Here is a 20,288-nt window from a genome sequence, read left to right on the forward strand (position 1 = left end):
GCTGCGAGAGGGTTGCGCGGGCCTGCGTGACGCTTGCGCGGCGGCCGGCCCGGGTCTAGGCAGGCGGTGGGCCACGCCCCCCCACCGGGGCGCATCCGCTTCTGGAAGGGAGCCATTGCCATGCACGACAAGCCGGACCTGCGTCCGAACAACCCCCGTTTCTCCTCCGGCCCCTGTGCCAAGCGACCCGGCTGGTCGCTGGCGGCGCTGGAAGGCGCGTTGCTCGGCCGCAGCCACCGCGCCCGGGATCCCAAGGCGAAGCTCGCCGAGACCATCGAGCTGTCAAAGGCCATCCTCGGGATGCCGAAGGATTGGCGGCTGGGCATCGTGCCCGCCTCCGACACCGGGGCGGTGGAGATGGCGCTGTGGTCGCTGCTCGGGCCGAAGGGCGTCGATATCCTGGCCTGGGAATCCTTCTCCAAGGATTGGGCGACGGATGTCACCAAGCAGCTGAAGCTGGCCGATGTGCGCGTGCTGGCGGCGGGCTACGGCAGGCTGCCGGAGCTGGCGCAGGTGGACCCGGCGCGCGACCTGGTCTTCGTCTGGAACGGCACCACCAGCGGCGTGCGGCTGGCCGATGCGGATTTCATCGCCGATGACCGCGAGGGGCTGGCGATCTGCGATGCCACCTCCGCCGCCTTCGCCATGGAGCTGCCCTGGCACAAGCTGGATGTGGTGACCTGGTCCTGGCAGAAGGTGCTGGGCGGGGAGGCGGCGCACGGGATGCTGGCGCTCAGCCCGCGCGCCGTGGCACGGCTCGAATCCCACAAGCCCGCCTGGCCCATGCCGAAGATTTTCCGCATGACCAAGGACGGCAAGCTGAACGAGGGGCTCTTCAGGGGCGAGACGATCAACACGCCCTCCATGCTCTGCGTCGAGGATGCGCTGGACGGGCTGCGCTGGGCTGAATCGGTGGGCGGGCTGAAGGGCCTGGTCGCGCGGTCGGAAGCGAACCTCGCCGCCATCGCCGACTGGGTCGCCGCCAGCGACTGGGCCGCCTTCCTGGCGGAGGCGCCGGCGACGCGGTCCTGCACCTCCATCTGCCTGAAGATCGTCGCGCCCTGGTTCACCGCGCTGGATGCCGAAGGCCAGGCGGCGGCGGCGAAGAAGCTCTCCGCCCTGCTGGAGAAGGAAGGCGTGGCGCTGGACGCGGCGAATTACCGCGACGCCCCGCCGGGCCTGCGCATCTGGGGCGGCGCCACGGTGGAGACGAGCGACATCCGCGCCCTGCTGCCCTGGCTGGACTGGGCCTTTGCGAGCGTCGCCGCCGACCTGAACAAGGTGGCCGCGTGATGCCGAAGGTCCTCATCAGCGACAAGCTTTCGCCCGCCGCCATCGCCATCTTCAAGGCTCGCGGCATCGAGACCGACTTCAGGCCCGGCCTGAAGCCCGCCGAACTGCGGGAGATCATCGACGGCTATGACGGGCTGGCGATCCGCAGCGCCACCAAGGTGACGCGGGAAGTGCTGGATGTGGCGCCGCGGCTGAAGGTGGTGGGCCGCGCCGGCATCGGCGTGGACAATGTGGACGTCTCCTCCGCCACGGCACGCGGCGTCGTGGTGATGAACACGCCGCATGGCAACGCCATCACCACGGCGGAACATGCGATCGCGATGATGTTCGCCCTGGCCCGGCAGATCCCGGAGGCCAGCGCCTCCACCAAGGCCGGGAAGTGGGAGAAGAACCGCTTCATGGGCGTGGAGCTGACCGGCAAGACGCTGGGGCTGATCGGCGCCGGCAATATCGGCAGCATCGTCGCCAACCGCGCCTGCGGGCTGCACATGAAGGTCATCGCCTTCGACCCCTTCCTGTCGGAGAAGCGGGCGCTGGAGATCGGGGTGGAGAAGGTGGAGTTGGACGCGCTGGTGGCGCGGGCGGACATCATCAGCATCCACGCGCCGATGACGGAGCAGACGCGCAACATCCTGAACCGGGACCGCCTCTTCGCCATGAAGAAGGGCGCGCGGGTGGTGAACTGCGCCCGCGGCGGGCTGCTGGACGAGGCGGCGCTGGCCGAGGCGCTGACCAGCGGCCACCTGGCCGGCGCGGCGCTGGACGTGTTCGAGACCGAGCCGGCCACCGACAGCCCGCTGTTCGAGCTGGAGAATGTGGTCTGCACCCCGCATCTGGGTGCCGCCACGGCGGAGGCGCAGGAGAATGTGGCGCTGCAGGTGGCCGAGCAGATGAGCGACTTCCTGCTGACCGGCGCCGTCTCCAACGCCATCAACATGCCCTCCGTCACCGCGGAGGAGGCGCCGCGGCTGCGCCCCTACATGGAACTCGCCCGGCTGCTGGGCGCGCTGGCGGGCCAGTTGACGGCGGCGCAGGGCGAGGCGATCCAGGCGATCCGCGTGGAGTATGAGGGCCAGGCGGCGGAGCTGAACCAGCGCCCGCTGACCGCCGCCGCGCTGGCCGGCGTGCTGACGCCGATCCTGGGCGCGGTGAACATGGTGAACGCCCCGGTCGTGGCCCGCGAGCGCGGCATCGAGGTGGCGGAGACGGTGCTGGAGCGGTCGGGCGACTATGCCACGCTGCTGCGCGTCACGGTGGTGACGCCGGGCCTCTCGCGCGCCGTTGCCGGCACGCTGGTGGGCACCGGGAAGCCGCGGCTGGTGGAGGTGAAGGGCATCGCGGTGGAGGCCGATTTCGCGCCGCACATGCTGTATGTGACCAACCAGGACCGCCCCGGCTTCATCGGCCGCTTCGGCACCACCCTGGCGGAGGCCGGCATCAACATCGCCACCTTCCACCTGGGCCGCAACGTGCCGGGCGGGGACGCGATCTGCCTGGTGGGGCTGGACGCGCCGGTGCCGGATGCGGTGCTGGCCACCGTCCGCGCCCTGCCGCTGGTGGTGCGGGCGACGCCGCTGGCCTTCTGAGCCGGCGTGCCCCGGGCCGGCGCGGCGCGCGCGCAACTGTCACACGCGCCGCGCTAGCCTCGCTGCCACGCCATGGGGACTGGCAGAATGGCTCGCAACCAGCGCGACATCGTCTTCGCCACCTTCAACCTCTACAACCTGCAGATGCCGGGTGTGGAAATGTATCCCGGCGGGCGGCCGCTGTCGGAGGCGGAATTCGCCGAGAAGATCGCCTGGGCCGGCGCCGCGCTGCGCCGGCTTGATGCCGATGTCATCGGCTTCCAGGAGCTCTGGTCGCCCGACGCGCTGCGCGCGGTCTTCGCTCAGGCCGGGCTGGCCGAGGACTACACGCTGCACTTCATCAAGGATGGCGCCTGGGACGGCATCGCGGTCGCCGCCGCCGTGCGCAAGCCCTGGGAGGTGACGGCGCAGCAGCGCCACAAGGCCTTTCCGGAAGGCTTCCGGCTGCGCAAGGGCAAGCGCTCCATGGCCGACATCCAGGCGGACCCGCCGCAGGCCGACCTGGCCGCCGCCGAATCCGGCCCGCCGCCGGAGGAGGATCCGGAGACGCTGCCGAGCCATGAGGATGACGGGATCGAGGTGATCGTGCGGGAATTCTCCCGCTCCCCGCTGCAGCTCACGCTCGGCCATGGCACGGCCAGCCGGCCGGGGGTGCCGCCGATCGAGGTGTTCTGCTGCCACCTGAAATCCAAGCTGCCGACGCGGCTGGACGATGCCGAGTACCGTGACCCGGCGATCCGCCCGCATGCCGCGGCGCTGGGCGGCGCCCTGTCCACCATCCGGCGGCTGGCGGAGGCGGCGGCGCTGCGCGTCATCCTGAACGACACGATGCGCCGCAACGACCGGCCCGTGGTGGTGCTGGGCGACCTGAACGATGGCCAGTTCTCCAGCACGCTGGCCGTGCTGTCCGGCCAGCCGAGCTTCCGGCTCTTCGCCGCCAGCGGCGCGGCGAAGCGCAGCGATGACGGGCTCTATGCCAGCGTCGCGCTGCAGCAGCTGCGCAGCCTGGGGGACGTCTACTACACCCATGAATTCCGCAATGTGCGGGAGGTGATCGACCATGTGCTGGTCTCGGAGCAGTTCTACGCCTTTTCCGAAAAGCGGCTTTGGGCCTTCCGGGAAATGCGGATCTACAACGACCATGTGAGCGAGCCGCAGCGCGCGGAGACCGACCACGGCCTGGTGCGCGCCGCCTTCGACTGGCTGCCGGCGCGCTGAGGCCGGGCCGGCCCGCCCCGGGGCCGGTCAGCCGTCGCGGCGGCCCGGCCCATCCTGCCGCCTGATCTCCGCATAGGCCGCCGCCGCGGCTTCCTCCACCCAGGGCAGCCGGGGCAGGGCATTCAGCCGGGCAAGGGTGCCGGCGCCGCCGAGGCGCCAGTCCGGCCCGGTCAGCGCTGCCTCCGCCCGCGCCGGGCGGCCCTGGTCCAGCGCCGCGGCGGCATCGCGGAGCGAGGCGATCACCGCCTCGGCCGGCGCGTCCTCGGCGATGCCGAGCGCCCGGCGCAGCTCCGCCCTTCCCTGGCCGGTGGCGTGCAGCGCGGCGCCGGAGACGGTGTGGCGCCAGCGCGGGTCGGTGCGGAAGGCCTCCGCCAGCACCTCCATCTGCACCGCGGCGCGCGCGGCGGCGGCCGGGTTGCCGGCGAGGCGGGTGGTGTCGCCCAGCAGGCTGGGCGCATGCAGCGCCGCACCGCGCACCGGGTCGCCGAAGCCGCCCAGATGCTCGGCGGCGGGATCGGCGCAGGCCGCGAGCAGAAGGAATGCCAGCAGGGGGGTGGCGCGCATCGGGGGAGTCTCCTTTGCCCGGCTATGTGGCGCAGCGCGGGTGGGCGGCCAAGTCACGCTTCGTGACGTGACCCGCGCCCGCGCCGCGGCTTTGCTGCGCCGCGAAGGAGACCTCGCCATGCCCCCCATCCTGCCGCGTCGCGGCCTGATCCTGCTGGCCCCCGCGCTGCTGCTGCGGCCGGGCGAGGCCGGCGCCGAGTTGCCACGCACCCCGGCGCAGATGGAAGGCCCCTACTATCCGCGCGGCATCCCCGCCGATGCCGATGCCGACCTCCGCCAGGTGGCCGGTGCCGCCAGCCCGGCGCGGGGCCGGCCGCTGCTGCTGGAAGGGCTGGTGCGCAGTGCCGATGGCGCGGCGCTGCCCGGCGCCGTGGTGGAGATCTGGCAGGCCGACCATGAGGGCATCTACCTGCACCCGCGGGAGGCGCGGCAGGCGCAGCGCGATGGCGGCTTCCAGGGCTATGGCCGCACCCGCGCGGACGGCGCCGGGCGCTATGCCTTCCGCACCATCCGCCCCGGCCTCTATCCCGGCCGCACCCGGCACATCCACCTGCGCGCGCATCCGCCCGGCGGCGGCCCGGCGCTGACCACGCAGGTGTATTTTCCGGACGAGCCGGGCAATGCGCGTGACGGCCTGCTGCGCCGCCTGCCGGCCGAAAGCCGGGCGCTGCTGCTGGCGCGGCTGTCGCCGACCGATGAGGGCGAAAGCGCGGCCTTCGACGTCATCCTGGCGTAGCCCGAGGGGTTGCGGTGGCGGCTGCCCCCTGCCACACACGCGCCGCCCTTTCGCGGCCCCTGGCGAGATGACCGACGACCCTCCGAACCCTGCCCTGTTGCCCGCTGGCCTGTCCGACGTGCTGCCGCCCGAGGCGGAGCGCGAGGCCATGCTGGTGGAGATCCTGGCCGAGACCTTCGCCCGCCATGGCTATGAGCGGGTGAAGCCGCCGCTGCTGGAATTCGAGGATTCGCTGCTCGCCGGCTCCGGCGCCGCGGTGGCGGAACAGACCTTCCGGCTGATGGACCCGGTGAGCCACCGGATGATGGGGTTGCGCGCGGATACCACGCCGCAGGTGGCGCGCATCGCGGCCACCCGGCTGGCCCGCATCCCGCGCCCGCTGCGGCTGAGCTATGCCGGCCAGGTGCTGCGCGTGCAGGGCACGCAGCTGGCCCCCGCAAGGCAATTGCCGCAGGCGGGCATCGAGCTGATTGGCGCCGAATCCGCCGCGGCGGATGCGGAGGTGGCGGCGGTGGCGGCGGAAGCGCTGGGCGCGGTCGGCATCCTCGGGGCCTCGCTGGACATCACCCTGCCGCGGCTGGCGCCGGCGCTGCTGGATGCGGCGGGGGTGGAGGGCGAGGATCGGCGCCGCCTGGCCCGCGCGCTGGACCGCAAGGATGCGGCCGCGGTGGCCGAGCATGCCGGGCGCGCGGGCGGCGCGGCGCTGCTGCTGCCGGCGCTGCTGGCCGCGGCGGGCCCGGCGGAGGGCGCGTTGGCGGTGCTGGCCGAACAGGATCTGCCGCCGGCGGCGCGCGCCATCGCCGACCATGCGGCGGCCGTGGTGGCCGCGGTGCGCGCCGCCGCGCCGGGCCTGCGCATCACGCTGGACCCGGTGGAATTCCGCGGCTTCCGCTACCACACCGGCGTCGCCTTCACGATCTACGGCCCCGGCCGGGTGGGGGAGCTGGCGCGCGGCGGCCGCTACCTCTCCGGTGAGGAACCGGCCACGGGCATGACGCTGTACCCCGACGCCGTGCTGCGCGCCGTACCGGCGCCGGCCACCCGGCTGCGGATCTTCCTGGGCGAGGGCACCGACGCCGCCCGCGCCGCGGCGCTGCGGGCGGAAGGCCACGCCACCCTGGCGCGGCTGGTGCCGACGGATACCGCGCAATCCCTGCGCTGCACGCATGAACTGGATGGGGCCGGCCGCCTGGTGCCGGTGGTGGAGAGCGAGCGATGGCCAATGTCGCGGTGATCGGCGCCCAATGGGGCGACGAGGGCAAGGGCAAGGTGGTGGACTGGCTGGCCAGCCGGGCCGACATCGTCGTGCGCTTCCAGGGCGGCCATAATGCCGGCCATACGCTGGTGGTGGGCAATCAGGTCTACAAGCTTTCCCTGCTGCCCTCCGGCGTGGTGCGCGGCAAGCTGGGCGTCATCGGCAATGGCGTGGTGCTGGATCCGGAGCATCTGCTGGCGGAGATCGCCAAGGTCACCGCCCAGGGGCTGAAGGTGACGCCGGAGAATCTCCGCATCGCCGAGAACGTGCCGCTGATCCTGCCGCTGCATCCGGCGCTGGACAAGGCGCGGGAGGTGGCGCGCGGCGCCTCGGCCATCGGCACCACCGGGCGCGGCATCGGCCCGGCCTATGAGGACAAGGTGGCGCGGCGCGCCATTCGCCTGTCCGACCTGGCGGAGCCGGAGCTGCTCTCGGCCAAGCTGGACGAGCTGCTGCTGCACCACAACACGCTGCTGAAGGGCCTTGGTGCCGCAACTTTCGAGAAGCAGGCGCTGCTGGACCGGCTGCTGGAACTGGCGCCGCAATTGCTGCCGTTCAGCGAACCGGTCTGGCAGTTGCTGGACGCGGCGCACCACGCCGGCAAGCGCGTGCTGTTCGAGGGCGCGCAGGCGGTGATGCTGGATGTCGACCACGGCACCTACCCCTATGTCACCTCCTCCAACACCGTGGCCGGCAATGCGGCGGCGGGGTCGGGCGTCGGGCCGAAGCAGATCGGCTATGTGCTGGGCATCGCCAAGGCCTACACCACCCGCGTCGGCTCCGGCCCCTTTCCGACCGAGCTGAAGGACGAGACGGGCCGCCTGCTGGGCGAGCGCGGCCATGAATTCGGCACCGTCACCGGGCGGCCGCGCCGCTGCGGCTGGTTCGATGCCTGCATGGTGCGCCAGGCGGTGAAGGTGGGCGGCGTGGAGGGCCTGGTGCTGACCAAGCTCGACGTGCTGGACGGCATGAAGGAGCTTCGCATCTGCACCGGCTACAGGGTGGATGGCCAGGTGGTGAACCGCCTGCCGGCCTCGATCGCGGCGCAGGAGAGGGCGGAGCCGGTGTGGGAGGTGCTGACCGGCTGGTCGGCCTCCACCCGCGGTGCCCGCAGCTATGCCGAACTGCCGGCCGAGGCGGTGAAGTATGTCCGCCGGATCGAGGAACTGGTGGAGGCGCCGGTGGTGCTGCTGTCCACCAGCCCGGACCGCGACGATACGATCATGCTGCGCGATCCTTTCGCGGGCTGAGGGGAAGGGGGGATCCAGCGATGAGCCAGGCCGAGGAATTCCACAACCTGGACGACGAGACGTCCGGCCTGGCGCGGGAACTCGCGCCCGGCGTCACCACCCGCATCTTCCCGGGCGAGCATGCCATGCTTTCCGTCGTCAGCATCGCGCCGGGCGCCATCGGCACCATGCACGACCATCCGGAGGAACAATGGGGCGTGCTGCTGGAAGGCAGCGCCGTGCGCTTCCAGGGCGGCGAGGAGATCGCCGTGAAGAAGGGCGATTTCTGGCGCACCCCGGGCGGGGTGCCGCACACCATGCGGGCCGGGCCGGAAGGCTGCCGGGTGCTGGATATCTTCGCCCCGCCGCGCGAGGCCTACCGCAAGCAGGGCAAGGGCTTCGGCTGAAGCCCCGGCCCCCGGGCCGCGGCCCTCAGCCGGCCTCGGCCAGCAGGGCCTGCAGGTTCAGCCGCTTGGTGCACATGCCCAGCTTGCCGTCCGGCTCGCGCGGCCATTCCTCGCGCGGCCGGTCCCGGTAAAGCTCCACGCCATTGCCGTCCGGGTCGCGCAGGTACAGCGCCTCCGACACGCCATGGTCGCTGGCGCCCTCCAGCGGCCAGCCGGCTGCGACGAGGCGCTTCAGGGCGCCGGCCAGGGCCAGGCGGTCCGGGTACAGCAGCGCCACGTGGTACAGCCCGGTGGTGCCGAAACCGGGCGGGCTGCCGCCGGCGCTCTCCCAGGTGTTCAGCGCGATGTGATGGTGGTAGCCGCCGGCCGAGAGGAACACGGCCTGCTGGCCCATGCGCTGCTGCACTTCCAGCCCCAGTATGTCCCGCCAGAAGGCAAGGCTGCGCTCCAGCTCCGCCACCTTCAGGTGGACATGGCCGATGCGGGTGCCGGCGGGGATGGTGTAGCCGGTGGCCTGCGGCCCGGCCTCCGTGGTCTCGATGATGGCGGACATGGCGACCTCCTGTCTTCTGTGCCCGCAAGATGCGCATGCCCGGCGCCCGGGTCCAATCCAGACCGGGGATGCGGCCCATCGCCCCCAATGATGACGGTTCAACCATCCGGCGGGGCGACCGGCTCATCCAGCGTGCGACGGACCCGGCGTGCCACCTCCGCCCGCTGGTAGGGCTTCTGCATCACCGGAAAGCCATGCGGTTGGATGCCGCCGCTGGCCGCCTCGTCGCGCGGGTCGACGAAGCCGGTGGAGAGCAGCACGCGCATTCCCGGATGGCGCCGCCGCGCCTCGCCGCCCAGGGTGATGCCGTTCAGGCCGCCCGGCATCACCACGTCGCTGAACAGCAGGTCGAAATGCCGCGCCGGATCGGCGATCAGCGCCAGGGCGGAAGGGCCGTCGGTCGCGGTCTCCACCCGATAGCCCAGATCCTGCAGCAGCGCGGCGGCGAGATCCAGCACCTCCGCATTGTCGTCCACCACCAGGATGCATTCCCCGCGGCCGAGCGGCTCGCCCTCCGGCTCCGCGGGCTTCGCCGGCGGGGCGGGGATGGGCGCATCCCCGGCCAGCGCCGGGAAGCGCAGCCGCACGGTGGTGCCCGCGCCTTCCGCGCTTTCGATCTGCAGGTGGCCGCCGGATTGCCGGACGAAGCCATAGACCTGCGCCAGCCCGAGGCCGGAGCCCTGGCCGACCTCCCGCGTCGTGAAGAAGGGCTCCGTCACGCGGTCCAGGATCGCCGGCGCGATGCCGCTGCCGGCGTCCCGCACCGAGAGCTCCAGGAAGCCATGCGGGGCCGCCGCCAGATCTTCGGGCGGAATGTCCGCAACCGCGGCCTGCGGCAGCAGCCGGGTGGCCACGACCACCTCGCCCGGCCCGGGCATGGCGGCGCGGGCATTGAACATCAGGTTGAGCAGCGCGGCTTCCAACTGCCCCGGATCCAGCCGTACCGGCCGCAGCCCCGGCGCCAGCCGCAGCCGCAACCCGGTGCCGCCCAGGGCCCGCTGCAGCAGCTCCGCAAGCCCCTGCAGGGCGGCGTTGAGGTCGATGGGCCGCTCCTCCAGGCGCTGCCGGCGGGCGAAGGCGAGAAGCTGGCGGGTCAGGCTGGCGCCGCGGCGGGCCGCCTCCAGCGCCCCTTCGTGGCGCCGCCGGACGCGCGGATTGTCCGCTGCCTCGACCAGCGGCCGCAGCATTTCGAGCGAGCCGACCATCACCTGCAGCAGGTTGTTGAAATCATGCGCCACGCCGCCGGTCAGCTGGCCGAGCGCTTCCAGCCGCTGCGCCCGGCGCAGCGCCATCTCCGCCTCCCGCCGGCGCGAGACGTCGAGCTGGCTGCCGAAATAGTACAGAAGCTCGCCGTTGCAGCCGAAGACCGGGCTGACGAACAGGGCGTTCCAGAAGGCGACCCCGTCCTTGCGGTAGTTCAGGATCTCCACCGCGATGTCGGTTCGGGCCGCGATGGCTTCGCGGATCTGGCGCACCGCGTTCCGGTCCGTGCCAGAGCCCTGCATGAAGCGGCAGTTGCGGCCCAGCACCTCCTCCATCGCGAAGCCGGTCATCTGCTGGAAGGCGGGATTGGCGAAGACCACCGGGTTGTCCGGCAGGTTCGGGTCCGTGACGATCATCGGCATGCGCGTCATCTCGATGGCCGCGAAGAACACGTCCTGGCGCGCGGGCGGCGTCGGGGGCAGGTCCGCCGCCGGGTGCGTGCGGTCGCAGTCGGGCTTGCCGGGGGCCGGAAGGGCCGGCAACGGGTCCGTTGAGGTCACGATGGGACGAAGCGGCAATCGCCCTGGAAGTTCCGCCGCGCGCGGGAAATCGACCGCGCGGCCGCCGCTGCTGCGCGGCGCGAAAAGGGGCGCCCGGCCAGCCGGGCGCCCCTTGCCGGATCAGCAGGTCATGGCCCGGATCAGACGGCGCCGAGACGCCGCTCGACGATCTGGGTCTTCATGCTCTTCTGCAGCTTCTCGAAGGCGCGCACCTCGATCTGGCGCACGCGCTCGCGGCTGATGTTGTACTGCTGGGAGAGTTCCTCCAGCGTCGTCGGCTCGTCCTTCAGGCGCCGCTCGATCAGGATGTGGCGTTCCCGGTCGTTCAGCGTCTTCAGCGCCTCGCCGAGCAGTTCGCGGCGGTTGGACATGTCCTCCCGCTCCGCCAGCTCGGTCTCCTGGCTGTCGCCGTCATCCACCAGCCAATCCTGCCATTCGCCATCCGAATCGGCACGGACGGGGGCGTTCAGGCTGTTGTCGGGCGAAGCCAGGCGGCGGTTCATGGACACCACATCCTGTTCCGGCACCTGCAGGACGCGGGCGATCTTCTCCACCTGCTCCGGCTTCAGGTCGCCATCCTCCAGCGCCGCCATCTGGCCCTTGAGCCGGCGAAGGTTGAAGAACAGCTTCTTCTGGGCGGCCGTCGTGCCCATCTTCACCAGCGACCAGCTGTGCAGGATGTATTCCTGTATCGCCGCACGGATCCACCACATGGCGTAGGTCGCCAGGCGGAAGCCGCGGTCCGGGTCGAAGCGCTTGACGGCCTGCATCATGCCGACATTGCCCTCGCTGATCAGCTCGCCGACCGGCAGGCCGTAGCCGCGGTAGCCCATGGCGATCTTGGCAACGAGGCGGAGGTGGGAGGTCACCAGGCGATGGGCGGCGGGCTCGTCACCCTCCTCCTTCCAGCGCTTGGAGAGGTTGTACTCCTCCTCCGGCGTCAGCATGGGAAACTTGCGGATGTCCTGGAGGTACCGGGACAGGTTGCCCTCGGGGGCCATCGGGATGCTCAAAGTGGAAGCCATGGTGAGAACTGCCTCCTTCGTCGCCTGGTGCCCCCCGTGACGGCGGGGCTCCGAGGCGCCTGTGCTGTTCTGCCAACGTCGCGCGGGCCCTCCCTTTCCATGGTCAACCCGGTCACGACGGGGTGATCCATGGGGGGCGCTCCTGGCCGGGTCTTGAACCCTGGGGCCGGGGGGCACAAAGCGGCACCCACCCGACGATGGCTTGGGCCTGTTTTAGAACCAAAGCGGGTCGGGATCAAGAAAAACCGACCCGCAAGGTAGGTTTACGTTTGGTTACCTCCCGGTAACATCTGCCTCCAGCCGCTGCAGCAACCCCGCCAGATCCGCCGGCAGCGGCGCCGAGAAGGACAGTGCCTCCCCGGTCACCGGGTGCCGGAAGCCCAGCGTGGCGGCGTGCAGCGCCTGCCGGGGGAAATCCAACAGGGCTTCGCGCGTGGCCGCGGGAAGGTTACGCGCCGTGGCGGGCGCCCGGCGCAGATAGACCGGGTCGCCCACCAGCGGGTGGCCGATATGCGCCAGGTGGACGCGGATCTGGTGCGTCCGCCCGGTGGCCAGGCGGCAGCGCAGCAGGGCGCAGGCGGTGCCGAAGGCGCGTTCGGTGCGATAGCGCGTCAGCGCGTGCTTGCCGTTGCGCGTGACCACGGCCATCCGCTTGCGGTCCATCGGGTGGCGGCCGATGTCGCCGGTGATCTCCCCGGCCAGCGGGCTGGGCAGGCCCCAGGCCAGCGCCAGGTATTCCCGGTCCAGGTCCCGATTCGCGAAGGCCTCGGACAGCGCCGTATGCGCGCGTTCGGACTTCGCCACGACCATGACGCCGGAGGTGTCCTTGTCCAGCCGGTGCACGATGCCCGGCCGCTTTTCCCCGCCGATGCCGGTCAGGTCCTCCGCCGCATGGGCCAGCACGGCGTTCACCAGCGTGCCGTCCAGGTTGCCGGGGGCGGGGTGGACGACCAGGCCAGCCGGCTTGTCCAGCACGATCAGGTGCCGGTCCTCGAACAGCACGGCCAGCGGGATGGCCTGCGGCTGCGGCTGCGCATCCTCCGGCGGCGGCAGGTGCAGGGCATACACTTCGCCCGGCCTCACCGGCTCGGCCGGGTCGTGCACCCGCACGCCGCCGCGGCTGGCCTGGCCGGCTTCGATGAGAGCCTTGACCCGGGAGCGAGAGAGACCATTCGTCGCCGCGCTCAGCGAATCGGTCAGGAAGCGGTCGGCGCGCAGGCCGGCAGCCTCCGGCGGCGCCAGGACTTCATGGGTGGACCCGGTGGCCGGGTCGGGAAGGGGGGTTTGCGTGGCGGCGCCCAATGGCTTCGTCGGGGTTGAAGGGAGTTGCTCGTCCCGGTCACGGTGGGCCTGCCTGGCATTCCCGTCCAGTGCAAGGGCGGCGTGTGGTGCGGAGTCGCCGCCGGCGACACTCGGCCACCCTGCCGGCACGCGGATGCCGTCATTGGCCGGCGCGCAGGGACGCTTCACCGTATCTTGGAACTCCCGGTCAGGTAGATTCCGGTCAGGTTGGTAAAGTGGATCGTCTGGCCACGGATCGTCAGGGTTCCGGATTCCAGCGTGATATAGGTCCCATCGGTGAAGGCGAGGCCGTCATAGTCCACGGCGTATCGCGTCTCGCTGTCGACGTGGGTGGTGAACATGGCGCTGGTTGAGGAGGCGTCGTCGAATTTCAGGCCGGCAATCAGTTCCGCCACGGTGACCGGCGGTTCGCCAGGCGGCGCGTCGATGGACAGGCAATCGATATCGGCCGCGGTGCTGCCGATCACGGTGTCGTTGCCGTCACCGACGTACCAGACATAGTTGTCGTACCCAGAGCCACCATCCAGATAATCGTTGCCCGTTCCACCGGAGAGCGTGTCGTCGCCATCGCCACCCAGGAGCGTGTCGTTGCCGCTGCCGCCCAACAGACTGTCGCGCCCGGCATCGCCGGAGATCAGGTCGCGCCCCAGGCCCCCCGCGATGGTGTCGTTGCCATAGCCGCCGCCCATCTCGTCATTGCCGGCGCCGCCGCTCAGGCTGTCATCCCCGGCATCGCCCCAGACGAGATCATTGCCGTTTCCGCCATCGATCTCATCGCGACCGGCACCGCCGAAAAGGCGGTCCGAGCCCAAACCACCTTGCAGCGTGTCATGCCCGGCATGGCCGAGGATCAGGTCGTTGCCGCTGCCGCCGTTCGACAGGTCGTTGCCCTGGCCGCCCAGCAGCGTGTCATGGCCTGCGCCACCCAGGAGGACGTCGTTGCCATCGCTGCCATCCAGCCGGTCATTGCCGGAATCGCCCTGCAGCGCATCGTCGCCGGCCCGGCCGAGCAGCACGTCATGCCCGCTTCCGCCATTGATCGTATCCGTCCCCGCATTGCCGCCGACAAGCGCCCCACCGACGATGGCGTCGAGGTGCAAGTCGGCAAGCGGCATGGGTCTGGCCCGGGTCATGGTGCCTCCTTTCCGGTTGCTTCGGCGTCCCTTCGTGAAACATGTCACGCTGCGTCACCAGTCAATTCTGCCGATGGGCAGGCGAGGATTTACCTATGCCGATGGCGCATCTTGCCGGGAAAGGCGTATCCCAACGCTTGATGCCGCGCTGCCGGGGCGCTCAGCGTTCCAGGTGTCCGTCGGATGCCGCGGGTTGTCTGGGGTCTCTTCCTGCACCCGCACGCCGCTGCGGCTGGCCAGGCCGGCTTCGATGAGAGCCTTGACCCGGGACCGCGACAGCCCGCCTATCGCATCCGTCAGGAAGCGGTCGGCATGCGGGCCGGCGGCGTCGGGCGGGGCGAAGATCTCGCGCGTTTCGCGTGAGCGGTGGTCCGGTGGAAGGGGAGGTTGCGTGGCGGCGCTCAAATGGCTGGTTGGCGTGATGGGGGTTCTGATCGTGCTGGGCACGGTGGGCCTGGTTGTGGTTCTCGTCCAGCGCATGGGCGGGGCGGCCGGCGAGGCGGCGCTGCCCCCGGCGTCGCTCGGGCAACCGGCGGGCACACGCATGCTGTCCGTGGCCGCGGCGGAAGGGCGGATCGCCGTGCTGGTGGCGCGGCCGGATGGGACGGAGCGGCTGCTGCTGCTGGAGCCCCGCCGTGGCCGCGTGGTGGGCGAATTGCGCGCGGCCGAGTGATGGCGCACCGCAAGCCCAACCTGCCGCAGAAGACCTGCGCCCATTGCGCCCGGCCCTTCGCCTGGCGGAAGAAATGGGCGCGCGACTGGGACAGCGTGCGGTTCTGTTCCGACGCCTGCCGCGAAGGCCGGCGGCCGGCGGTGGCGAAGGCGGCGCGAAAAACCTCCGCCGGGCCGCTTGATCCGATCCCGCCCGGAGGCTATTGAGCGCGCCTCGCGACGCTTCGGCGGCCGCGGGTTGTCTGGGTCCCCTTCGTCTAGAGGCCTAGGACACCGCCCTCTCACGGCGGTAACAGGGGTTCGAATCCCCTAGGGGACGCCACTTTCTCCTCGGCGGACACGCGGGGGCTCCTCGCCTTCCACCCAGCGCACGCCTTTCGCCATCCATCTCAGCCCTCCGCCATGGCCGGCGGCAGCGGGAACAGGCATGTCGCGATGAAGGCATCCGCCAGCGCGGTGCCGATGCAGCCGGCGAGCATGCGGCGGGTGCGGTCGTTGCGGCGCTGCGCTTCCACATAGCGGCGCTGCGCCGCCGCCATCGCCGTGGTCTCCTGCAGCCTGGGCGCTTCCGCCGCCAGCAGCATCGCCAGGCTCTCCCGCCCGAAATCCAGCCCGGCGTCGAAGCCGGCCACATCGGCCGGGCGCACCGCCACCGCCTGCGGCGAGAAGATGGCGGTCCACTCCGGCAGGCTGCGCTGCAGGCCGAGCGACGGCAGCCGCGCCGCTGCCCGCCCGCCCCAGGCGGCGACCATCGCCTCCGCCTCCGGCACGCTGGGCGACAGGTCCAGGAAGCAGCCGGTGGCGCGGTCGCGCCCGGCGATCACGTCGAAGCCGAAGATCGGCAGGGCGCGGTCCAGATGCGGGAAGGCGCAGACATGCAGCACCGCGATCTCCCCCGGAATGGCGAAGTATTCGACATGCAGCCGGCGCAGCGTCGCGGTGGCGAGCACGGTGTTGCGCCAGGCGAGGGGCCGCCGCAGCGTGCCCTCCTGACCGGCGCGCTGCAACCAGTCCGGCACCGGCAGGATGCGGGCGCCCGCGGCGCCGGGCAGCGCCTCGGCCAGCGCCTGCGCCGTCTCGTCCAGGCGGCGGATCAGCGTCATGGCCGGCCGGCTCAGCCCTCTGCCATCCAGCGGTCCAGCGTCGTGAAGGTGAAGCGCGCCGCTTCCACCACCGCCGCCGCCTCCACCGCTGCCCCGTCCAGCGCCAGGCGGAACTGCCGCCACAGCGCGCCCGTTTCCGCACCATGCGGCACCAGCGCGGCAGTGCCCTCCTCCGGGCCGAGGCGCAGCGTGGCCGCCAGGTGGCGCGCGATCACCTGCCCGCCCAGCCCCGCACCCTCCAGCACATACAGCGCGCCCAGCGCCTGTGCCGGGGTGCGGAACCGATAGGCCTGGCATTGCGGCAGGGCGTCGATCGCCGCCTCCGCCAGCCCCAGCGCGCGCAGGTCGGCCCGCAGCAGCGCGCGCCGCGGCAGGCGGCGCTCCGGCTGGAAGGCCGCCGGCAGCAGCGGCAGCAGGGCCTCCTCCAGCGGCGCATGGTGGCCATGCAGCCGGGCGACCAGGCCGCGATACTCCCCGCGCGTCAGGTCCGGCGCCATCAGCCGGGCGAAGCGGTGGTTGGCCTCGATCCGGTCATGCAGGTCGCGCGTCTCCCGCCGCAGACGCGCCGCCAGCGAGGTCTCGGCCGCCGCCTCGGGCCGGGGCGCAAGCCGTTCCGCCACCGCCATCGACATCATGCCAGCGCCTTCTGCGTCTCGATCTGCGCCGTCAGCAGACCTTCCCGGTTGCGCACCACGCCTTCCGCCGAGACGGTCAGCGTATCCAGCGAACGGGTGAGCTGCACATAGGCCTCGCCGGTCTCGCTGATCGCGGCCTGCATGCGGTTGATCGTGTCGTTCACGCCGGACATCATGCCGGCCGCTTCCACCGTCTGCTGGCAGCCATCGCCGATCTGTTCCGCCAGCATGCGCTGCCGTGCCAGCAGGTCGGCCAGCGTCGCGGTCGCGCCGTGCACCGCTTCCACGATGGCGCTGAAATTCGCCTGCACGCCGCGCGTGGCGGCAACCAGGTCGCGCAGCCGGGTCTCGATATTGGCGCTGAGCGTCCCGGCCTCCCCGGCCAGCACCTTCACCTCCTGCGCGATCACCGCGAAGCCGGCGCCATGCTGCCCGGCCCGCGTCGCCTCGATCCGCGCATTCAGCGACAGCAGGTTGGTCTGCTGCGAGATGCGGGTGATGCCGCGCAGGAAATCGCCGATGGTGGCGAAGGTGCCGACCAGGGCCTCGATCGAGCCGGCGCCATCCGCCGCACGGGTCTGCGCCTCCGCCGATTGCCGGCGCGCCGCGTCCGTCAGCCCCGTCATCTCCCGCGTCGCCGCCAGCAGCGCCTCGCCGGCCTGCTGCGAACGCTGCAGGAAGTCCGAGGTCTCGGCCGCGCTGACGGAAAGCGAGCAGGCCTCCATCATCGTGCCTTCGAGGGTGTTGGACAGCTTGCCGCCCGCCGCGCGGATCACCTCGCATTCGTCCAGCACGCGCGCGGAGAGGAAGTCGAGCCGGCTCAAATCCTTCTCGCCCTCCGCGCGCGGCAGGCCGCGGCGGTCGTTCGGCGGGGCTTTTGCCCCGCCATCCTGCACGACGTCCGTGCCACTCATCACACGCTTTCCTCCGGCTACTGGATCTGGATGACCTTGCCCAGATTGGCCTTGTGCATCAGCGACAGCACGGCGGGGTTGGCGTTGACGATCCCGACCGTCTTGTTGCGCGACTTCGCCGTGTGGGTCAGCATCATCAGCATGCCGGCGCTGGCGGCCTCCATGCTCTGCACGCCAGAGAAGTCGAGCCGGATCTGCGTGACGCCGGCATTCGCCAGCACCGGCTCCAGTTGCTGCTTCAGCGTCGCCTGGCTCATGCTGTCCAGCACGCCGCGCAGGGTGACCGAGGCCTGGGCGCCCTGGGCCTGGATCGAGACATTGATCGACATGGCTATCGCCCCCTCAGGCCACGGAGTTCCAGCGGCTGGCCGCCGCTGAAGGCAGGGCGACCGCCAGGCTGCCCGCGGTGCGGGAGACCGGGTGGTCGGCATCGGCCCGCTGGTCCACCACCACCGGATCGCCCGGCAGTTCGGTGGCCGGCGTGGCGGTGGCGACACCGCGCTGCGCGCGCTGCCAGACATCGCCGATGGCGCTGGCGAATTGCGCGGCCAGCAGCACCTCCTGGTCAAGCCAGGCCCGCGCCGCCCCGGCCAGCGGCGCGCGATGCGCGGCGAAGTCGGCGCGCGGGCGGAACATCATCTCGCTGTTCAGCTCCGCCGTGGAAGGCGGGCGACCGGCCCAGGTGGCGTCCACCACGCGCTCGCGCCGGAACCACAGGATCATGTCGCCGCGGCTGCCGATGGGCGCCGCCAGCACGCCGCTGGCCAGCGCCCGCAGGTCAGGCCCGATCGGGGCGAAGTCGCCCAGCGCATCGGTGGCGAAGACGCGCCATTCGGAACTGTCGAGCGGCGGCAGGCGGTTGCCGAACATCGCCGCGATGCCGCGCACCGTCAGCGCATCCGGCGTCGATCCCACCAGATGCACATGCCCGGCGGGGCCGGAGCGGATGACGGCCGCGCCATCCGCATCCGCCAGCCGCAGCAATTCCGAGGCGAAGCGATCCTCCGCCCGCCCGGCGGTCGCCACCTCCACGCCGTTGATGGAGACATAGGTCGGCGCCAGCGCCGCCACATGGCGGGAGACGGCATGCATCGCATGCAGACGGGCGCTGCCCACCGGCTCCCCGCGCATCGCCGCCATGGCGGCCAGCATGGTCTGGCTGCCTTCCACCGTCGCCACCATCGCCTGGCTCAGCCGCTGGCGTTCGGCGATGCGGGCTTCCACCGCCTCCAGCTCGATCAGCCGGCTGGCGAACATCATCGAGAGCTGCTCGATCACCACGCGGCTGTCGTAGTTCAGGAACTTCTCGTCGCGATTGTGCACGACGAACAGGCCCCACACCGTGTTGTCGATGCAGACCGGGAAGATGATGTTGCTGCCCACGCCGAGGTTGCGGTTGTAGCCGTTGTCGCAGGGGTGGATGCCGCGCAGCCAGCAATCGGTCATGTCCACCGCATCGCCGCTGGGCACCGCCTCGCCGCCGGCGCCCAGCGTCAGCAGCGGGACGGAGCCGCGCTGCGTCGGCTTCTGCCGCGTCTTGCCGGTGCGCAGGATCTCCTTCGCCGCTTCCGGCACGTCGGAGGCGGCGAAGTGGTAGCCGAGGAAGGAAGCCGGCAGCTTGCTGTCCGGCGCGTGGAACTCCCCGACCACGACGCCGTGGCCATGCGCGAGGAAGCGGTACAGCTTCACGCGGTCGTACTGCGTGACGAAGTTCATCATCCGCGCCGCGGCCTCATAGAGCCCCTGCACGGTGGTCTGCCGGGCGATGGCGTCGAGCGCGGTGGCCACCATCGTCTGGTAGTCGTGCGCCGCATCCACATACGGCTCGATCTCGAGGAACAGCCGCCCCTGGCGCAGGTGGCAGATCGCCTCGAAGCGCCTTCCGTTGGCGACCAGCGGCGTCGGATTGTCGAAGTAGCGGCGGCCGGGGCGAAGGATCTCGGCGATCCGTGCCAGGCTCTCGGCATCGCGGAAGGCGACGGTGGGGGCGTGGCCCAGCACCGCCGGTGCCGGCACGCCGAGGATCTCCTCCACATTGGCGCTGACATGCTCGACGAGGCCGGTCTCCGGCACCACCACCATCATCACGCCATGCGGCTGAACGGTTCCGATGCGGGCGATGGGCAGGTCGTCATGCTCGCAGGGTGCCGGCCGTCCGTTCCAGATATGTGCTCGGATGCTTGCCATGGGCAGCACTCCCTCCTCGGCTGCGTGAGGTGCGTGTCGCATGACGTCGCACCGGTGCGCCCGGACCCACTTCTGGGTGGAACCGCCGCGCCGACACTGTGGCGGCGAGGGGCTTAAGCCTTCGTTGCGATGGTGCGCAGGATGCGGCAGATGCGCGAATGCTGGTCGGAGATTGCGGGAATGTTCAGGATTCCGCCTTGCGCCTTCCGGCAGCATGCCACAGCGGCGTTCTTCACGAAGGCGAAACCCCTGCGCTGCTAGCCATGCTGCTAGGGGCCGCGATCGTCGCGCCCCGCTTCGGCAGAAGGCCAGGGCGGGCATGGAATTCGGCACGCGCAGCATCCGCTCCGCCGGGAAGGGCAGTGGCAGCGTCGAGGTGACGCTGCCGGCGGTCTTCCGCGGCCTGGCCGGGCTGCCCTGCCGGGTGGCGCTGCGCGACGGGCTGCGGCCGGAACTAGTGCTGCAGCCGGAACTCGGCCCGGCGCGCGCCGCCTTCACCCGGCTGTGGGACATGCTGGCGGCGGCGATGGCGCTGGAGCCCGCGGCGCCGCCGCTGGCCGATTGCGCGCTGACGCTCTGGCCCGCCACGGAAGCGCCCGCCGCCGTGCCGCGCCTGGCCTGGGCCGATGGGCTGGCACTGGCCGCGTGCGCCCCGCATCCGCCGGCGGCGGTGGCGCGCAGCGTCGCCATCGCCGATGCCGGCTTCATCGACG

Annotated in this window: 21 protein-coding genes and 1 tRNA gene; 11 read left to right on the forward strand and 11 right to left on the reverse strand. The window is 71.5% G+C overall.

The features are described 5' to 3' along the window. Positions 1-120: 120 nt before the first annotated feature. The 3 genes from HEQ75_RS22980 to HEQ75_RS22990 all read left to right on the forward strand — a co-directional run bounded on the left by HEQ75_RS22980 (position 121) and on the right by HEQ75_RS22990 (position 4,097). Positions 121-1,293, forward strand: a complete 1,173-nt coding sequence (locus HEQ75_RS22980) for a phosphoserine transaminase (RefSeq protein WP_209318721.1) — start codon at positions 121-123, stop codon at positions 1,291-1,293. Continuing rightward, complete coding sequence (gene serA / locus HEQ75_RS22985; RefSeq protein WP_168034468.1) at positions 1,293-2,879, forward strand: phosphoglycerate dehydrogenase; 1,587 nt, start codon at positions 1,293-1,295, stop codon at positions 2,877-2,879. The genes HEQ75_RS22980 and serA overlap by 1 nt, the downstream gene beginning before the upstream one ends. A gap of 87 nt (positions 2,880-2,966) precedes the next feature. After that, positions 2,967-4,097, forward strand: a complete 1,131-nt coding sequence (locus HEQ75_RS22990; protein ID WP_168034469.1) for an endonuclease/exonuclease/phosphatase family protein — start codon at positions 2,967-2,969, stop codon at positions 4,095-4,097. A gap of 27 nt (positions 4,098-4,124) precedes the next feature. Here HEQ75_RS22990 and HEQ75_RS22995 read toward each other — a convergent pair whose 3' ends face one another. Beyond that, a complete protein-coding gene (locus HEQ75_RS22995) occupies positions 4,125-4,661 on the reverse strand; it encodes a hypothetical protein (protein ID WP_168034470.1) in 537 nt (178 codons plus the stop codon). Between the two features lie 118 nt (positions 4,662-4,779). Here HEQ75_RS22995 and HEQ75_RS23000 point away from each other — a divergent pair, with 118 nt between their 5' ends. The 4 genes from HEQ75_RS23000 (at position 4,780) to HEQ75_RS23015 (ending at position 8,288) form a co-directional block, all read left to right on the forward strand. Beyond that, complete coding sequence (locus HEQ75_RS23000) at positions 4,780-5,397, forward strand: dioxygenase family protein (RefSeq protein ID WP_168034471.1); 618 nt, start codon at positions 4,780-4,782, stop codon at positions 5,395-5,397. Between the two features lie 67 nt (positions 5,398-5,464). Then, positions 5,465-6,631: an ATP phosphoribosyltransferase regulatory subunit gene (locus HEQ75_RS23005; RefSeq protein WP_168034472.1), complete on the forward strand. Its 1,167-nt coding sequence runs from the start codon at positions 5,465-5,467 to the stop codon at positions 6,629-6,631. After that, positions 6,613-7,902, forward strand: a complete 1,290-nt coding sequence (locus tag HEQ75_RS23010) for an adenylosuccinate synthase (protein WP_168034473.1) — start codon at positions 6,613-6,615, stop codon at positions 7,900-7,902. The genes HEQ75_RS23005 and HEQ75_RS23010 overlap by 19 nt, the downstream gene beginning before the upstream one ends. Positions 7,903-7,922: 20 nt before the next feature. Then, positions 7,923-8,288 carry a cupin domain-containing protein gene (locus HEQ75_RS23015; protein WP_168034474.1) on the forward strand — a complete coding sequence of 122 codons (366 nt, stop codon included), beginning with the start codon at positions 7,923-7,925 and terminating at the stop codon, positions 8,286-8,288. A gap of 25 nt (positions 8,289-8,313) precedes the next feature. On the opposite strand, the gene HEQ75_RS23020 is transcribed toward HEQ75_RS23015, so the two are convergent. The 5 genes from HEQ75_RS23020 to HEQ75_RS23040 all read right to left on the reverse strand — a co-directional run bounded on the left by HEQ75_RS23020 (position 8,314) and on the right by HEQ75_RS23040 (position 14,064). Beyond that, positions 8,314-8,841: a VOC family protein gene (locus HEQ75_RS23020; protein ID WP_168034475.1), complete on the reverse strand. Its 528-nt coding sequence runs from the start codon at positions 8,839-8,841 to the stop codon at positions 8,314-8,316. Between the two features lie 98 nt (positions 8,842-8,939). Beyond that, entirely contained in the window at positions 8,940-10,586 is a 1,647-nt protein-coding gene (locus tag HEQ75_RS23025) for a histidine kinase famiy protein (protein WP_209318722.1), read from the reverse strand. A 158-nt stretch (positions 10,587-10,744) separates the two neighbouring features. Next, positions 10,745-11,629 carry an RNA polymerase sigma factor RpoH gene (gene rpoH, locus HEQ75_RS23030; protein WP_209318723.1) on the reverse strand — a complete coding sequence of 295 codons (885 nt, stop codon included), beginning with the start codon at positions 11,627-11,629 and terminating at the stop codon, positions 10,745-10,747. A 273-nt stretch (positions 11,630-11,902) separates the two neighbouring features. Next, positions 11,903-12,931 (reverse strand): RluA family pseudouridine synthase, encoded by a 1,029-nt coding sequence (locus HEQ75_RS23035; protein ID WP_209318724.1) that lies wholly within the window; start codon positions 12,929-12,931, stop codon positions 11,903-11,905. 164 nt (positions 12,932-13,095) lie between these two features. Beyond that, on the reverse strand, positions 13,096-14,064 hold the full coding sequence (locus HEQ75_RS23040) for a calcium-binding protein (protein WP_168034477.1): 969 nt from the start codon (positions 14,062-14,064) through the stop codon (positions 13,096-13,098). 391 nt (positions 14,065-14,455) lie between these two features. Between HEQ75_RS23040 and HEQ75_RS28900 the strand changes: the two genes are divergently transcribed. From HEQ75_RS28900 to HEQ75_RS23055, 3 genes are all read left to right on the forward strand, one after another. Next, entirely contained in the window at positions 14,456-14,737 is a 282-nt protein-coding gene (locus tag HEQ75_RS28900; protein WP_328734732.1) for a DUF6476 family protein, read from the forward strand. Further along, entirely contained in the window at positions 14,737-14,943 is a 207-nt protein-coding gene (locus tag HEQ75_RS23050) for a DUF2256 domain-containing protein (protein ID WP_168034478.1), read from the forward strand. Before HEQ75_RS28900 ends, HEQ75_RS23050 begins: the two co-directional genes overlap by 1 nt. 39 nt (positions 14,944-14,982) lie before the next feature. After that, positions 14,983-15,058 (forward strand) — tRNA-Glu (locus tag HEQ75_RS23055). 67 nt (positions 15,059-15,125) lie between these two features. Here HEQ75_RS23055 and HEQ75_RS23060 read toward each other — a convergent pair. The 5 genes from HEQ75_RS23060 to HEQ75_RS23080 are packed head-to-tail and all read right to left on the reverse strand — an operon-like array spanning position 15,126 to position 19,575. Then, complete coding sequence (locus HEQ75_RS23060; RefSeq protein WP_168034479.1) at positions 15,126-15,839, reverse strand: hypothetical protein; 714 nt, start codon at positions 15,837-15,839, stop codon at positions 15,126-15,128. A gap of 11 nt (positions 15,840-15,850) precedes the next feature. Continuing rightward, positions 15,851-16,471 carry a biliverdin-producing heme oxygenase gene (locus HEQ75_RS23065; RefSeq protein ID WP_209318725.1) on the reverse strand — a complete coding sequence of 207 codons (621 nt, stop codon included), beginning with the start codon at positions 16,469-16,471 and terminating at the stop codon, positions 15,851-15,853. Further along, positions 16,471-17,388, reverse strand: a complete 918-nt coding sequence (locus tag HEQ75_RS23070; RefSeq protein WP_168034481.1) for a methyl-accepting chemotaxis protein — start codon at positions 17,386-17,388, stop codon at positions 16,471-16,473. Before HEQ75_RS23070 ends, HEQ75_RS23065 begins: the two co-directional genes overlap by 1 nt. A gap of 17 nt (positions 17,389-17,405) precedes the next feature. Next, positions 17,406-17,717 (reverse strand): STAS domain-containing protein, encoded by a 312-nt coding sequence (locus tag HEQ75_RS23075; RefSeq protein ID WP_168034482.1) that lies wholly within the window; start codon positions 17,715-17,717, stop codon positions 17,406-17,408. Between the two features lie 13 nt (positions 17,718-17,730). Next, complete coding sequence (locus HEQ75_RS23080; RefSeq protein WP_168034483.1) at positions 17,731-19,575, reverse strand: GAF domain-containing protein; 1,845 nt, start codon at positions 19,573-19,575, stop codon at positions 17,731-17,733. Positions 19,576-19,894: 319 nt separating this feature from the next. Between HEQ75_RS23080 and HEQ75_RS23085 the strand changes: the two genes are divergently transcribed. Then, positions 19,895-20,288: hypothetical protein (locus HEQ75_RS23085; RefSeq protein ID WP_209318726.1), on the forward strand; the 394-nt coding region annotated here is incomplete at its 3' end.

It is taken from the genome of Falsiroseomonas selenitidurans (genome assembly GCF_012103215.1).
Lineage (GTDB): Bacteria > Pseudomonadota > Alphaproteobacteria > Acetobacterales > Acetobacteraceae > Falsiroseomonas > Falsiroseomonas selenitidurans.